The 15,395-nt window shown below is 45.8% G+C and carries 11 protein-coding genes; 6 read left to right on the top strand and 5 right to left on the bottom strand.

Annotated elements, in window-relative coordinates; translation table 11 throughout:
• Positions 1-35 precede the first annotated feature (35 nt).
• Positions 36-560: a type 1 glutamine amidotransferase domain-containing protein gene (locus MHI48_RS20835; RefSeq protein ID WP_036674874.1), complete on the bottom strand. Its 525-nt coding sequence runs from the start codon at positions 558-560 to the stop codon at positions 36-38.
• Positions 561-836: 276 nt separating this feature from the next.
• On the opposite strand from MHI48_RS20835, the gene MHI48_RS20830 reads away from it, so the two are divergent.
• The 4 genes from MHI48_RS20830 to MHI48_RS20815 all read left to right on the top strand — a co-directional run bounded on the left by MHI48_RS20830 (position 837) and on the right by MHI48_RS20815 (position 3,645).
• Complete coding sequence (locus MHI48_RS20830; protein ID WP_083669816.1) at positions 837-1,250, top strand: hypothetical protein; 414 nt, start codon at positions 837-839, stop codon at positions 1,248-1,250.
• A gap of 122 nt (positions 1,251-1,372) precedes the next feature.
• Positions 1,373-1,720, top strand: a complete 348-nt coding sequence (gene ytxJ, locus MHI48_RS20825; RefSeq protein WP_076250848.1) for a bacillithiol system redox-active protein YtxJ — start codon at positions 1,373-1,375, stop codon at positions 1,718-1,720.
• Between the two features lie 92 nt (positions 1,721-1,812).
• A complete protein-coding gene (ccpA, locus tag MHI48_RS20820; RefSeq protein WP_036614690.1) occupies positions 1,813-2,826 on the top strand; it encodes a catabolite control protein A in 1,014 nt (337 codons plus the stop codon).
• Between the two features lie 123 nt (positions 2,827-2,949).
• Positions 2,950-3,645, top strand: a complete 696-nt coding sequence (locus MHI48_RS20815; protein WP_076328045.1) for a 5'-methylthioadenosine/adenosylhomocysteine nucleosidase — start codon at positions 2,950-2,952, stop codon at positions 3,643-3,645.
• Positions 3,646-3,780: 135 nt separating this feature from the next.
• Here the strand turns inward: MHI48_RS20815 and MHI48_RS20810 are convergent, their stop codons facing one another.
• Positions 3,781-4,413, bottom strand: a complete 633-nt coding sequence (locus MHI48_RS20810) for a GNAT family N-acetyltransferase (RefSeq protein ID WP_076328044.1) — start codon at positions 4,411-4,413, stop codon at positions 3,781-3,783.
• A 298-nt stretch (positions 4,414-4,711) separates the two neighbouring features.
• Between MHI48_RS20810 and acsA the strand changes: the two genes are divergently transcribed.
• Positions 4,712-6,436, top strand: a complete 1,725-nt coding sequence (gene acsA / locus MHI48_RS20805) for an acetate--CoA ligase (protein WP_076328043.1) — start codon at positions 4,712-4,714, stop codon at positions 6,434-6,436.
• Positions 6,437-6,674: 238 nt separating this feature from the next.
• Here the strand turns inward: acsA and MHI48_RS20800 are convergent, their stop codons facing one another.
• The 3 genes from MHI48_RS20800 to rpsD all read right to left on the bottom strand — a co-directional run bounded on the left by MHI48_RS20800 (position 6,675) and on the right by rpsD (position 12,891).
• Complete coding sequence (locus MHI48_RS20800) at positions 6,675-9,770, bottom strand: transglycosylase domain-containing protein (protein ID WP_076328042.1); 3,096 nt, start codon at positions 9,768-9,770, stop codon at positions 6,675-6,677.
• 227 nt (positions 9,771-9,997) lie between these two features.
• Positions 9,998-12,103 (bottom strand): methyl-accepting chemotaxis protein, encoded by a 2,106-nt coding sequence (locus MHI48_RS20795; RefSeq protein ID WP_076328041.1) that lies wholly within the window; start codon positions 12,101-12,103, stop codon positions 9,998-10,000.
• Between the two features lie 188 nt (positions 12,104-12,291).
• Positions 12,292-12,891: a 30S ribosomal protein S4 gene (gene rpsD / locus MHI48_RS20790; protein ID WP_017687421.1), complete on the bottom strand. Its 600-nt coding sequence runs from the start codon at positions 12,889-12,891 to the stop codon at positions 12,292-12,294.
• A 465-nt stretch (positions 12,892-13,356) separates the two neighbouring features.
• On the opposite strand from rpsD, the gene MHI48_RS20785 reads away from it, so the two are divergent.
• Positions 13,357-15,348: a sensor domain-containing diguanylate cyclase gene (locus tag MHI48_RS20785; protein ID WP_076328040.1), complete on the top strand. Its 1,992-nt coding sequence runs from the start codon at positions 13,357-13,359 to the stop codon at positions 15,346-15,348.
• Positions 15,349-15,395: the final 47 nt, after the last annotated feature.

Below are 15,395 nucleotides of genomic sequence, written 5' to 3'. Positions count from 1 at the left end.
ACCCCACTGTGCATGAGAGCACAATGGGGTTATTTTTACTTGTCAGCGAGTGCATCACAGAATGCCTTGCCATAAGGGGGAAGGTCAGGCGGACGACGTGCTGAGATGATATGTCCATCAACAACAACGGCTTCATCTTTCCAGATGGCACCTGCATTTTCCATGTCATCCCGAATGCCTGGTGTAGAGGTTACTGTAACTCCGTCCAGAATTTTGGCAGAAATCAGCACCCAGCCGGCATGACAGATCTGTCCAATCGGTTTCCGGTCTGCATTCATTTCCTTTACAAGCTCCAGTACTTTGGGATAACGACGCAGCTTGTCTGGTGCCCAGCCGCCTGGCACGAGAATGCCATCGTAATCTGAACTGTCGAGTTCATCGAAACTGTATTCGGCTTCAGCAGGCACACCATATTTGCCAATATAGGTTTTTCCTTTTTTCTCTCCAGCAAGATGTACTTCTGCACCTTCTTCACGAACCCGATGTACAGGGTACCACAATTCTAAATCCTCGAATTCTTCATCGACCAGAGCGATGACTTTTTTGCCGGTTAATCTCATGTCCATCTCTCCTTTTTGTGGTGATTAGGTCTGTTGCGTCTTTAATTGTAACAGATTCTCCAAGGGACTTCATGGAAGTGCATATTCAGTTTGGAGGAAGCGATTACAAGTCAGTAACTGCCTGCATTCGACAACCTTCATCTGGAGGGAGTGGTAATTTGTGCAACCTTTCGTTTATAGCAGGATTTGAGCCGAAATAGGTCGAATGGTACTTATATAGAGTATAGAACGAATGAGGTGATGGTGGTGCGCAAGTCGTGCAGATGTGGACATGTAATGGAGTTGGAATTAAGAACAGTGGTGTACGCCAAAAAAGTGGAGATTCGAAACGTACCCGTATTTGCGTGTACAGACTGTGTATCATATGAAGTGCTTCCGCCGGTCAAGCCGGACTTAACAGAATGCATTAACACATTGGGTGAACAGCCCGTGAAGCAAGACGTATCTTTTGGTGAACGTAATGAACTGGCAGACCTGTTTCATGAGCTACTGCTGGCCTGGCCGGATGCGACTGATCGGGAGATGGAATATCGAATGCAGCAAGCAGTGGAGGAGCGTATCAATCTGCTGCTGGACATTATGGGTTACGCAACGAAGTCTGGTGATGCAGCGTGGATGGAGACCACGGAGCGTAGATTAAGTCAATTATCCGGATTTGTGTGGCAGGAGTACTTCTCAAATGCTGTCTAATTTTGACGTGTAAAATGCTTGTTTTCATGAAAATTGGCTTTTTCGCGCACTTTTTGTTAAGATATCGAAGAGTGAAAACGCTCAACATAGCGGTATTCCTGGTAAAGGGGGATGTATATCTAATGGCTGACATGACTAAAATGACAAGTATTGAACAGCTAAACTCCGCAGTGGAGGCTACCAAGGATCAACCCTTGCTTCTGTTTAAGCATAGCACGCGCTGTCCGATCAGCTCAAACGCTTATCAGGAGATGAACGATTATTTGCTTAACAATGCCAATGAACAAGTGAAATATGGCATCATCTATGTTGTGGAAGATCGCGCGGTATCCAATGAAGCAGCAGACAAGCTGGGTGTTAAGCATGAATCTCCACAGGCGATCCTGATTAAAAAGGGAATTCCTGTATGGCATACTTCCCATTCAGATATTACTAGAACCACACTTACGAATGTTTTGAGTGAGTCCTAAAGCCTATTTTAATTGATTAATGCAAAAATTTGTCGTAATATAAATCTTAATGAAAATGGTATGAAAATTTACTGGTAATGGAGAGAAGTACTGTGACGGTAACCATTTATGATGTGGCACGTGAAGCTGGAGTGTCTATGGCAACGGTATCACGGGTAGTTAATAATAACCCTAATGTCAAACCGCAAACGCGGAAAAAAGTATATGAAGCCATCGAGCGGTTGGGATATCGTCCGAATGCGGTAGCCAGAGGTCTGGCAAGCAAGAAGACAACCACGGTCGGGGTTGTTATTCCGGATATTTCGAACTCAACCTTCGCGGAGATTGCCCGCGGAATTGAAGATATTGCGAATATGTATCACTACAATATTATTTTGTGTAATGCAGACAAGAAGAAAGAAAAAGAAATTCGTGTTATTAACACGTTGCTCGAAAAACAAGTAGACGGACTGCTCTTCATGGGCGGAACAGTAACGGACGAACACATTCAGGCGTTCCAGTCTGCGGCTGTGCCGATCGTACTTTGTGCAACGAGTGATGAGAAGGGCACATTCCCTTCGGTGGATATTGACCATGAGGCGGCTGCGTTTGACGCGGTAAACACCCTGATTCGTCATGGACACAAGGAAATTGCGATGATCAGTGGTACACTGCAAGATCCGGCGAATGGATATGCCCGTTTCCAAGGTTACAAAAAAGCACTGGAAGCAGCGGGGATTGAATACCAGGAGGATCTTGTTCGAATCGGTAACTATCGATATGAATCCGGTGTGGAAGCAATGAAATATTTCCTTGGACTCAAGAAAAAACCATCAGCTATCTTTGCTGCTACCGATGAAATGGCCATTGGTGCCATTCACAGCATTCAGGATGACGGTCTGAAAGTACCGGATGACTTCTCCATTATTAGTGTGGATAACATCCGTATGGCTTCCATGGTGCGTCCTCAGTTGACAACAGTGGCTCAGCCAATGTACGACCTTGGCGCAGTAGCGATGCGTTTGCTGACCAAGTTGATGAAGAAAGAAAATGTGGAGAACCCACGGGTTATTTTGCCGCATGAAACGATTCTTCGTCTGTCTGTAAGTCATGCAGATGTAGTTTAATCGGGATTATATACAGTAAGGGAGAAGTCATTGTTCTCTCTACATAGTGGATATGCGAAAGCTCCGGAGACGGAGCTTTTGTGCTGAATGAGGTTAAAAGTGAAAACAGGAGGTATTCGGAAGATGCGTGAAACGATTGGGATTATCGGAGCGATGGATGAGGAAGTCGAGCTTCTGCTGGCAGGCATGAAGCAGCTTGAGACGGTCAAACAAACCGGGATTACATACATTGCAGGCGAGTGGCTGGGCAAGCAAATTGTTGTGTGCAAATCCGGCGTAGGTAAAGTAAATGCAGCGGTTACAACGCAGATCTTGATTGATCGTTTTCAGGTTAATCGGATTATCTTCACAGGTGTTGCGGGTGCAGTTAACCCGGAGTTGAACATTGGAGATATGGTTATATCGTCTGTATGTGTTCAGCACGACATGGATGTAACGCCACTGGGGTTTGCACGCGGGGTTATTCCTTACCAGGAGACATCTGCATTCCCTGCCGAGGCTTCGCTTATTACACTGGCTGAAGAAGCGTGTAAAGCTCAGGGAGCCAATTATCTGGTCGGTAAAGTGTTATCTGGAGACCAATTTATTGCGAATAAAGATACGGTTAACATGTTATATACTGAAATGGACGGTGCATGTGCCGAGATGGAAGGGGCAGCAGTTGCCCAGGTCTGTTACATGAATCGAGTACCGTTTGTTGTCCTGCGTGGGATGTCAGATAAAGCGGATGGTTCTGCGCATGTTAACTTTGCTGAATTTACCGTGGAATCTTCTCAGCGTTCACACCGTATTGTGGAGCATATGTTAGAAAATATGTAATGGCATAAATTACGATTGCAATGCCAACCCAAAATCAATGAAAAACCGCCTTTTGATTAGCTGTTCCATGAAGTATGGAGCAACGCTGCGAGAGGCGGTTTTTGTTATGTATATCGTTTGGAACAGATCATTGCATTAGTACATAAACCGGTGGCGGAAACGCACACGATCAAACTGTTCTTCCGATGTTATGGGTACATGACTTCCGATTCGTACCATCAAACAGTTCGCAGGATGTGAACAGATTTCGGGGTCGTCTGTTGCATACCAGGTCATGTCGATCGTTTGCATCAGCCTCTCCATCATTTTGCGATAATCCCATACGTTTAGTCCGCTGCCCTTCAGATCCCAATGCCAATAATATTCTGTCGTGAAAATAATGTAGTTCTCCATGTGTTTATCTTCCAGAGCTGTGAGCAACATCTCACGTCCAATGCCAAGCGAGCGATAGTTGTCCGCAACCTCAATTGCCCCAAGCTCAATCAGATCAGTCATGTTGCCCTCGGACCAGCGTTCACACTCATCCGCATAGTGAAAGGTTACATAGCCGATAATGGTTTCATTTTCGTGTGCAATGATAATTCGCCCTTCAGGCAATGCTGCGATCTCGGCCAGAGCTTCCTGCTGCTCCGTTGGGCGCCGAAAGGCATCCAGATCTGGATGGAAGGCAAGACGGGTTATCTCCTCGGCTTGCACGGGGCCTTCAACAGTAATTCGGTGGCCGGACTTGAAGATGGAACGCATATGATGTTCTTTGATATGTTCCATGGTTCATGCTCCTCTCTTTCCTACTTTTAGAGGTTGTTCTTCAAAAAGAACGCTATAGCAAAAATCCAAAAAATTGAAAAGCCATAGACGACAATTGAAAAGATTTGCTATAATTGCGTAGACAAAAAATGTTCACAATTCAATACAGTATAGTTAACATCTGTTTGGCCGAGCAAGTACATGATGAGAAGTTCTCTCTACTAATGTAAGCGCTAACTGGAAGTTCAGTCAACACAAAGGCAATGAGAAGTGACCCCTAACGGGAATCGAAATGTCGAGTTGAAGGAGGCTGGCAAGCATGAGTCAAGCACATGGTGAGATGCTGCAAACGGTTGTGTCTGAATCTAATCTGGGCGATTACACGGAGGCGAGAAGCCGGTTCGATTGGGAATCGGTGGAAAGGCACTTTACGTGGCACGCCAGCGGAAAAGTAAACATGGCGCATGAAGCGATTGATCGTCATGTACTGGAAGGAAGGGGCGGGAAAACCGCTTTATTGTATAGCGATGCTTCACGCGAAGAGTCCTATACTTTTGCTGATCTGAGTGAACAGTCGAGTCGGTTCGGGAACGTTCTCCGCAAATATGGCATAGTCAAAGGGGAACGGGTGTTTATTTTTATGCCTCGAAGTCCTGAGCTGTATTTTAGTCTCCTGGGCATATTGAAAGCTGGAGCCATCGCGGGCCCGTTGTTCGAAGCTTTTATGGAAACGGCTGTGAAGGATCGGCTGGAGGATAGCGGAGCAGTAGCGCTCGTCACCACTCCGGAATTGCTAAAACGCATCAAACGTTCCGAATTGCCCGAGCTCAAACATATATTTATTGTGGGTGGGGGCGCGCAGACTGAGGAAGGACTCATCGATTTTGATGCAGAGATGTCAGCCGCTTCGGATGAGATGGAAGTAGAGTGGCTGAATCGTGAGGATGGTTTGCTTATTCACTATACCTCAGGCTCTACGGGTAAACCCAAAGGGGTGTACCATGTTCAAAATGCTATGATTCAGCACTATTATACAGGTAAGGTTGTCTTGGATTTACGCGAGGATGATGTATACTGGTGCACTGCTGACCCTGGTTGGGTGACAGGCACTTCTTACGGTATCTTTGCTCCATGGCTCAACGGAGTGACCAATGTGATACGGGGTGGTCGTTTCAGTCCTCAAGATTGGTACAGCACCATCCAGAAGAACAAAGTCACGATCTGGTACAGTGCACCAACGGCCTTTCGTATGCTGATGGGAGCGGGAGAAGAGACCATTGCCCAGCATGATCTGAGCAGTCTGCGTCATGTCATGTCTGTTGGTGAACCGCTCAATCCGGAGGTTGTTCGTTGGGGATGGAAAGCCTATGGTCAGCGGATTCATGATACATGGTGGATGACGGAAACAGGTGCACAGCTAATCTGTAACTATCCCGGAATGCCGATTAAGCCTGGCTCCATGGGACGTCCGTTGCCTGGAATCGAAGCAGCGATTATTGATGATCGCGGGCAGGAATTACCGCCGTACAGTATGGGTAATCTGGCCATACGGGCACCTTGGCCATCCATGATGGCGAAGATCTGGAATAACCCGGTGAAATACGAGGAGTATTTCAGGCTTACGGGTTGGTATGTATCCGGTGATTCCGCTTATATGGATGAAGAAGGATATTTCTGGTTCCAGGGACGTATTGATGATGTGATTAATTCGTCAGGCGAGCGTATTGGCCCCTTTGAGGTCGAGAGCAAGCTCGTGGAGCATCCTGCGGTAGCAGAGGCGGGTGTAATCGGTAAGCCGGATGTGACACGTGGGGAGATCATCAAGGCCTTTGTGGCGCTTCGTGAAGGATATGAGGCGACACCGGAGCTGAAAGAAGAGATCTATCGTTTTGTCAAAGAGGGCCTGTCTGCCCACGCTGCTCCGCGTGAGATTGAGTTCAAGGATAAACTGCCCAAGACACGTTCCGGCAAGATCATGCGCCGTGTGCTGAAGGCCTGGGAGCTTGATCTGCCAACAGGAGATCTATCCACCATTGAAGACTAACGCGATAATGCTAGGATCATCAATGTGGTGCTATCGATACCGATACATTGAGTAGTGGGGAGAAGTTAATACTCTACGAAGCCAAATACAGTGACTCTACCCATTAAAATGGATTGTAAAAGCCTGCTTTATGCCAATGGCATGAAGCAGGCTTTTTGGCTGCTGTAAATACAAATAAAAAGCCGCACACTCAGATACAGTCTGAGGATGCGGCTTGTTTTGGAACGCTATGCCTGAATCAGGGTTGAAAATGTAGGGCTGCAGAAGGCTCGGATTCACCCGCACTGTTGCTGGCAGATACCTTGAACCATCCACTGGTCGATGCGGGTACTCCATAATCCATGGTATTTCCCGCTGTTGTTCCAATTTTGGTGTAAGGAGCCGAGCCTGTTTCACTGTAATATACAGTATAACTATCTGCGTTTGGACTGGACGCCCATTGAATACGCAGTCCTTGCGTGAGGGCAGATACGCTGACTTGACCAGGTGTGCCTGGGGCTGTCGTTGTTGTATTATCGGTCTGCGTTTCTCCCGGCGTAACGACTGTACCTGGAACTTCAATCGGTTCATCAATCTCTTCTTCCACAGGAGGAGCTACACCAGCACTATTTACTGTAGCGCTAGGAGCAGATTCTCTGCCGGCAACATCCACTGCCGTTACATAGAAGGCGAAGTTACCGCCTTGCGCTGCATATGCAGAGAATGATCTGGATTCACCAGTCAGGACAACCTGACCCTGGTTCTGGAATCCTCCACCGTTTACAGAACGGTACAGACGATAACCCACGACATCATTTTCAGGTGTGGCATTAAATGTAATGACAGCTCTGTCACCTGAGGTTGAGATGCGTACGTTGCTTGGTGCATCAGGAGCTTTTCCGTTATCTGTCCTTGGATCAATCTGTGTTGGCATGTCTGCACCAGCATCTTCAGGAAGATAATAAGCAAGTGACTCATGTCGACTCATACGTGAGAATGCATTTTGCAATTCTTTGATGAGATCCGAGATTGGTTTTTTACGCTTGATTACTGTTTTTTCCTTCAACATGTCCGAAGGTGTTCCGTCACGCGGAATATAGTTTACACCATTGTAAGTAATGTACTTGGCTTTGGCTACACCGTCATCGCTATCCTTCGGAACAAACTTGCTGTTGAAAATATCCGTAACAAATTTATCAGTCATGGATGTTGGCAACTTGCCACTGTATGCAGACACCGTGCGCGTTTCGATGCCAGACGGTTTTTTGAACGAATCCGTAACGAACAGATCTTTTTGCGTATCGATCACTTCGTTCAGGATTTTCGACCATAGTTGCTGCGCACGTTTTCTCTGTGATTTACTTTCCAGCGTATTCACGGGCTGTTTGTATCCAACCCACACGCCAAGTGTGACATCTGGTGTATAACCTTCAAACCACACATCTGCGTAGTTTTGAGTGGAACCCGTTTTACCTACGATTGGCACACTCTTGGAATATTTGTAATTTTCACGTACTTTATCTGCCGTTCCTTCTGTAATAACGGTCCGCAGCATATCGGTCATCAGGTATGCTGTCTGCTCCGAGAAGGCTTGGACAGGTTCAGTATCGTGTTTATAAACGATGTTTCCTTTGGAATCTACAATTTTGCTAATCATGTAAGAATCGTTATATACACCATTATTGGCGATAGCACCATAGGCACTGGTTAATTCTTCAACGGTTACACCGTATTGGAGACCACCGAGAACACCGGTCTGAGCCTGATAGTCTTCCTTCTGAATGGTGGTAATCCCCAGTTTCTTGGCGAAGGTCCAAGCCTTCTCGATCCCTACTTCTTCATTAAACAACTTCAGAGCCGGTATATTAAGAGAATAATTCAGTGCTCTGCGGGCAGTGACGAGTCCCTGATACCGGTTGTTGGCATTCTTGGCAATGTGGTATCCGCTCGGACCATTTTTGAGAATGATCGGTGAGTCATCAATAATTGAAGCTGGCTGAACAAGACCTTCATCTAGCGCAGGAAGATAAGCGGCTATAGGTTTCATCGTTGAACCTGGCTGGCGTATCATCTGCGTTGCGTAGTTCATCTGTTCATCCTGGAAATCCCGTCCCTCAATCATCCCTAGAATTGCACCGGTTTTGTGATTAATCAGCATAGCAGCAGTTTGTTCTTTTCCTTTGACAGGATCATCTGCTGAGAAATTGCTGTCATCTTCCGCAATGGTACGCATCGTTTTGTAGATACTTTTGTTGATGGTCGTGTATATACGATATCCACCTGTCCGCAGTTGCGTCTGAGCTTCCTCTAATAATGCACTGCTTTCCTTCTGAGGTGTGTCTGCATCCGTAGCTTTGTCTGTAGATTCAGCTGTGTCGGAATTCAACTGTTTCATCAAAATCTGTGCAGCTTGTCGTTCTGTTTCCATCATAAGATATGGATAAGTGTTGTAAGCCTTGATGGTCTTCGGAGCGAGAGAGCTTTTGATATCAAAAGCAAGAGCTTTGTCATACTCGGTCTGATTGATTTTGCCCAGTTCAAGCATACGGCGTAGTACCAGATGCTGACGGTTGATTGCGCGGTCAAAATTCTCCTCTACAAAATCACCTTTACCGTTAAAAGCGGAGTAAGAGGAGGGGAGTTGTGGCAATCCAGCAAGATAAGCAGCTTGAGCGATGTTGATTTTTTCCAGATCGTTAATATTGAACAATCCTTTGGCTGCCGCTTTGATTCCGTAAACGTTGTATCCGCTGGAACCATTACCAAAAGGAACTTTGTTCAGATAGGCAGTCATGATCTCGTCTTTGGTCAGGAAACGTTCGAGTCGGAGTGAGAGCAAAATTTCTTTCACTTTCCGATCTTCCGTGCGATCCAGATTCAAAAACACACGACGCGCCAATTGTTGAGTCAGTGTACTACCGCCGGTTTGTACTGATTCTTTCAGCACTTTCTGTTTCACGGCACGTAGGGTTCCGCTCATGTCTACACCTTTATGTTCGTAAAAATGATTGTCTTCAATCGAAATGACAGCATCAATAACCTTCTGTGGGATCTGGTCCGTAGTGACCGGACGCCTGTCTTCTTCCGTACGTAATTGACCGATCGGACTGCCGTCGGCAAAGTAAGCAAAGCCTGTGATGGAGTTTTCGCTGACTTTTTGTTCAATCAGGGCCCTTGAACGGACAGGCTCGTCTTTCACAATGGAACTGACGTATCCCATCAAAGCACCGCCTACAAATAGTGCCCCCATAAATCCAAGGACAACCATCCATTTGACGAAACTTCCCAGTCTGCGGGCAAAGCTGCGTTTGCGTACAGGCTGTTCATCGGGCTTTTTCTTATTAACATCAACCATTCAGTGTCTTCCTCCTTTTAACAGCACTTATTATAGCATAAAAAGGCGGGTTTGCATGCCTGAGAAATACAAGTAATGGTCGAAATTTGCCATTCTGCCATGCATTATGCTATATATCATACGATATTGAAGCACATTTCATGAGTTGTAAGCCAAAATAAGCAGGCCACCTCCATGCTGAGGTGCATAGGGTGACCTGAATGATTAGTCGTATTGGAGCTTCTACATTAGGTTTTGAAGCGTTGAATCAGCTCTAATAATTCCTGGGTAAGATTAGCCAGTGAGGCAGACGCCGCCGTAATCTCTTCCATGGATGCGAGTTGTTCCTCAGAGGCAGAGGCAACACGAGTTGCATGATCTGCTGTCTCATGACCAATGGTTTTGAGTTGCACTAACGTGGCATCAACCTGCTGTGATCCAGCCGACATCTGCTGGGCAATGGCTGAGACATGCTCAATCTGCTCATTAACATCTGAAATCTGTGATGAAATCGAGAGGAATAGTTCACCACTCTCATTAATCACTTCCGCTATATGGCTCACCTCGGCATTCCCTTGTTCCATATTTTCAACGAGAGAAAGGACCTCTTGCTGAACGCTATGAATTAACGCTGCAATCTGCGCTGCTGATACTCTGGATTGTTCAGCCAGATTACGAATCTCGGAAGCAACAACACCGAACCCGCGCCCGTGTTCACCTGCTCGCGATGCTTCAATGGAAGCATTAAGTGCAAGTAGGTTGGTTTGACGGCTAACTTCCGTGATCATGCCTGTAATATGGCCAATCTCTTCCGAACGTTGGCGGAAATTCTCCAGTGCGGTCATCGACGTCTGCACAGAAGAAGTGGCACTATCGACCATACGCATAGCGGACTGAATCTTATCGGTTCCGATGGTTGTTCGTTCGGCCACAGTTCGCGATGAATCGGATACATCGGAGGCGGCCTTTGCAATTCTTCCGATCCCTGCAGATATTTCATTCATGGAACAGGAGGACTCTTGCAGCTCCTGCACCTGTTTACCTGCTTTATCTGCAAGTTCGACTCCTGTTAATGCAATCAGTTCGGCTGCTTTACCTGTTTCTTCGGCACCTGCGGTCAATTGTTGAGAGGTGGAGCCGACAGATAAAGCATGTTCGGATATAACCGATATGGTATGACGTAGGGTATCCATCATCTGATTCATATGACCCGCCATGATGCCAAATTCATCTTTGGATCGTACAGGTAACTTTTGTGTTAAATCCCCGCCAGCCAGCTGTCCAGCGACGATATTAACTTGATTCAACTGTTTAACAATGGAGATGATGGTGTAGGTAACCACACTTGCAAGCAGAAGTACTGCCATTGCGGCAATCAGTATGGACCAGTTCAAGCTGTCATAGAAGGGTTGAAGGATATGGCTCTTTGGCAGCGCCGATACAAGGTACCAGTTTGAATCTGTTCCTTGTAACCTGGCAGGCTCGGCAATAAATAGTTCTTCACCTACTTCAGGGTCTGTAGCGTAAAACTGAGACTCGCCAGACTGTATACGCTGAATGACTGTCTTCATTTCAGATGGAATTACGGCTCCTTCATGAGCCAGCTCCGGTTTGGAGCCGTGTGCAGCAATCTGTCCTTCGCTAGTAATAAGCATGGCATAACCCTGATCCGGATTAAGTGATGCTATATTTTGCTGAAAACGATCAATGGTAAAGTCGGCCCCCACAATGCCCAGAAAAGTTTTGTTTTCATCTAATAGAGGGAGGACAATCGAAACGAGCAGTGTTTCTTTTCCGCCAACCGTGTAGGTCACAGGCTCGGACCAATAGATGGATTTGGTTTTCTTTGGTTGCTGATAGTAAGTACTAGTTTCACCGCTTCCCTCATAAGTAGGCATAGGTTCAAAATGCAGGGAGTTGCCATCACGTATAACGTATGGAACGAATCGACCCGTAGCATCATCATATTCTTTTTTGTTGATGTGCTCCGCATCGTTTCCATCAAAGGCATTTGGTTCCCAGCCCGTATAAAAGCCAAAAACTTTCTCGTCCTTCTTCAGATATTGTTCAAGGAGTCTGACGACTTCTTCACGGTTGAGTGATCCGTTCTGAGCTGCATCCAATAACGTGGTACTCATGGTGTCCAACGTGTTTTTCACCTGATTAATGTCAGTCATAAATTCATTCGTAGCCCGGTTTGCTGCCTGTCCAGCAACGGTTTCGCCGTACTGGAGGCTTTTGTCGTAAATGGATTTGGTATTAAATGCAATCAGGGCTCCAATACAACAGAGTAATACGATCCCGAGTAAAAGTCCAAGCTTAACAGCGAGCTTGCGATTGCGAAAAAAATGCATGTTTTAATCCCCCTCGATGTCATTCTTGTGATGTATATATGGATGTGTGCTTCTCCTGAAGGGAGTCTATATTTTATATCGTTATTTACGTTCCTATAATGAAGATAATTAAAAAAAAGCATAGAAAAACAGCTGTCGAGAAAATCTCGACAGCTGTTTGGGTTGAAACTTTAATGTGATTGCAACGATTAACGGTTGTAGAACTCGACGATTTGTTTTTCATCGATGTCTTGGGACAATTCAGCACGCTCAGGCAAGCGGATGAATTTACCTTCTACAGCTGCTTCGTTGTATTCAACGTATGCTGGAAGATGCGAACGGCCTTCCAAAGCTTCTTTAATGGAAGAAAGAGCGCGGCTCTTCTCACGCAAGCCGATTACATCACCAGTGCTTACTTGGTAAGAAGCGATATCGACTTTTTTGCCGTTTACAGTTACGTGACCGTGTGCTACCAACTGACGCGCTCCAGCGCGGGAGTTAGCAAACCCAAGGCGGTAAACGAGGTTGTCAAGGCGGCACTCAAGCAAGAACATGAAGTTCTCACCGGCAATACCTTGCATTTTTTGAGCTTTAGAGAACAGTGTGCGGAATTGCTTCTCGCCCAAACCGTACATGTGGCGCAATTTTTGTTTTTCTTGCAATTGCATACCGTAGTTGCTGATTTTTCTGCGTTGGTTAGCTCCGTGCTGACCTGGAGGGAAAGGGCGTTTCAATTCTTTGCCTGTTCCGCTAAGGGAAATGCCGAGGCGACGGCTCAATTTAAATTTAGGACCAGTGTAACGTGCCATGTTTAAAGTAGCTCCTTTTTAGTTAAAGTTCATATTAGGGCTCTGTTTGCGCTCCAATTTGTTGATGCGGGCTTGGCCTCGCATAGAACGATCAGGAAAGTTCAGCCGCTGTCCTGAAAGCAACAAAAAGAATGAGGGTGACACAACCGGTAATGCCCAAATTTAAAGACCCATTAGTAGTCTTCATCAACAATTTATATTACAGTTTAAGAGAAACAAAGTCAAGCGTAGAATAAAAGCAAAAAAACGTCTAAATTTGTCGATAGGTCATTGGGCCTAAAATAATGGGACAATTTTCTGAAATATGGATGCAAAAAAGCTTTAAACAGAGTAAAATAGATTGTATCTTAACTTTAAATCATCTTTATGTAACAAGGTTATCGCAACAAATTTGCAGGTTTGCGATAACGTCTGCAGATTAATGCATCCTGGTGGATGCAAAAACGGTGCAAAGGAGCGCCTGACATGTTAGAACATCTAAGAAGTTTACCTGCCAGCTTGAATTCACGAAGTTCGGGCGATTCCGCATCTTTTGCCGCTCCTCATTCTCATGAAGAGCATGTGTTGTGGATGCAAAAAATGGATATCACACCTTTTGATTTTTCATATTTAGGTAGCTTGCTAGAGCAGGCATACAGTGACTGGAACTCCAAAGTGGGTTCAAGGCTGGCCAGAACATCAACCTTTTACAGCGTGTGGAACACGGAAGGTGATTGCATAGGATACGATAGCGATCATGAAGCTGATCCGGGCGTAAATGCACGCAGGCTGGTATTGGAATGTTTGGATAAGAGACAGGCCCTGTCCCTTAAAGGGACAAGCGAACACGGACAATATCTTATAATAACACATCCCTTATTCTCCAGAACTAACAAGGATATGTTTGCCGTATTCACCGCTGTGATCTATGAATCCAATGGATATGAAACGTCTGAAGCTGTGGTTCAATCTGAGGCATTGCATTATCACACCTGCTTTTACCGAAGATTCGAATACATATTTATGACGGACCTGTTACATGCTCATGAACAAACAGCTCGTGAGGAACACCGGAGGTCCATTCTCTTTCAGATTGTTCAGCGAATGCATGACAAAATGGATGTCGAGGCCATATTGGATGAGGTATTTGACAGTATGGACTACTTGTACCCGGCCACTTATATCAAATTGTATATGTCTCAGGATCAGAACAACTCTGATCCACGGATTAAACCGTTGCTTGTCCACGAGCGAGGAGAAGATATTTGTGTGCGTTCATTTATGGAAGGTAAGCTGATCGTTGCTCGCTCAGATGATGCAGAGAACCGCATTGTAGATATAGGGATTCCGCTGAAAGGCAAACAAGGCATATACGGTGTGTTCCATATCGAAATGAATGAAGAGATTATGGAAGAATCGGACTTGCAATTGATTACGATGATGGTAGACACTGCAGGAACGGCCTTTGAGAACGCCAAGCTGCATGAACAATCCAATATGTTAATTCAGGAACTTCGTTTAATTAATGATCTTACACAGCGGTTGAACAAAAGCCTGCATCTTTCCGAGATCTATCAACTATCCGAGCAAGAGTTAAAGGAAATATTCCAGGCTGAAACGTGTTGCATTCTTCAACTCAATGACAGTACCAATGACTTCGAAGTCATGTCATCTAACGTGAAAGATGTTTTTCACCAATCCTTTTCTGTAGACTACGGTATCGCAGGTTTGGTCTATCGAACAGAGGAACCGCTCATTATAGCCAATTATGCGCAATTTGATAAAGTGTCCTCCTTTTTCATGGAAGATACGGGATCCATGTCACTGATTGCATCACCGATCAGAGTCAATGGTGAAGTGAAGGGTGCCATTTTGCTGGGACACAGTAGAGAGCACTACTTTTCATATGATAACTATAGGCTCTTGCAGATGTTATCCATTCATATCGGGCTTGCCCTGTCAAATGCCACGCTGCATGCCGAGGTTCGGCGCTTGGCTAATCTGGATATGTTGACAGGTCTGTACGTGAGGCATTATCTGGACAGTGTGATTCACGAGCGACAGGCTCATGAATTCTGTGGCTCCCTCATTGTGGTGGATATTGATCAGTTCAAACAGGTGAATGACACGTTCGGACACCAGACGGGGGATCAAGTATTGAAGCAAGTGAGTGAGATCGTCACCAGCTCTGTTCGCTCGGAGGATGTATGTGCCAGATGGGGTGGAGAAGAACTGGCGATCTATATGCCACAGGTGAGTGTAAGGCAGGCGTTAGATTATGCGGAAGTGATTCGAAAGAGAGTCGCAGAAGAGACCAGACCGCCCGTTACGGTATCCAGTGGCATCGCAGAGTGGAATTGGATGGATGAAAAGGTCAGTGTAGAGTCCTTGTTTTATCGGGCTGATATGGCTTTGTACAGCGCCAAGAATGGTGGTCGGAACAGAATCGTTGTAGAGGAACAGGAAGTAACACGTTAAGAGAGAACAATTCCAAGCGGAGTCGTTCTCTTTTTTTTGTGCATCGC

The organism is Paenibacillus sp. FSL H7-0942, from assembly GCF_045040715.1.
Lineage (GTDB): Bacteria > Bacillota > Bacilli > Paenibacillales > Paenibacillaceae > Paenibacillus > Paenibacillus amylolyticus.
This window is presented reverse-complemented; position numbering and strand designations above follow the sequence as displayed.

Coding starts and splice junctions, on each gene's coding strand:
- rpsD (WP_017687421.1), bottom strand. CDS start 12,891: ATGGCACGTTACACTGGTCCTAAATTTAAATTGAGCCGTCGCCTCGGC.
- ytxJ (WP_076250848.1), top strand. CDS start 1,373: ATGGCTGACATGACTAAAATGACAAGTATTGAACAGCTAAACTCCGCA.
- MHI48_RS20815 (WP_076328045.1), top strand. CDS start 2,950: ATGCGTGAAACGATTGGGATTATCGGAGCGATGGATGAGGAAGTCGAG.
- MHI48_RS20830 (WP_083669816.1), top strand. CDS start 837: ATGGAGTTGGAATTAAGAACAGTGGTGTACGCCAAAAAAGTGGAGATT.
- MHI48_RS20800 (WP_076328042.1), bottom strand. CDS start 9,770: ATGGTTGATGTTAATAAGAAAAAGCCCGATGAACAGCCTGTACGCAAA.
- acsA (WP_076328043.1), top strand. CDS start 4,712: ATGAGTCAAGCACATGGTGAGATGCTGCAAACGGTTGTGTCTGAATCT.
- MHI48_RS20785 (WP_076328040.1), top strand. CDS start 13,357: ATGTTAGAACATCTAAGAAGTTTACCTGCCAGCTTGAATTCACGAAGT.
- MHI48_RS20810 (WP_076328044.1), bottom strand. CDS start 4,413: ATGGAACATATCAAAGAACATCATATGCGTTCCATCTTCAAGTCCGGC.
- MHI48_RS20835 (WP_036674874.1), bottom strand. CDS start 560: ATGAGATTAACCGGCAAAAAAGTCATCGCTCTGGTCGATGAAGAATTC.
- MHI48_RS20795 (WP_076328041.1), bottom strand. CDS start 12,103: ATGCATTTTTTTCGCAATCGCAAGCTCGCTGTTAAGCTTGGACTTTTA.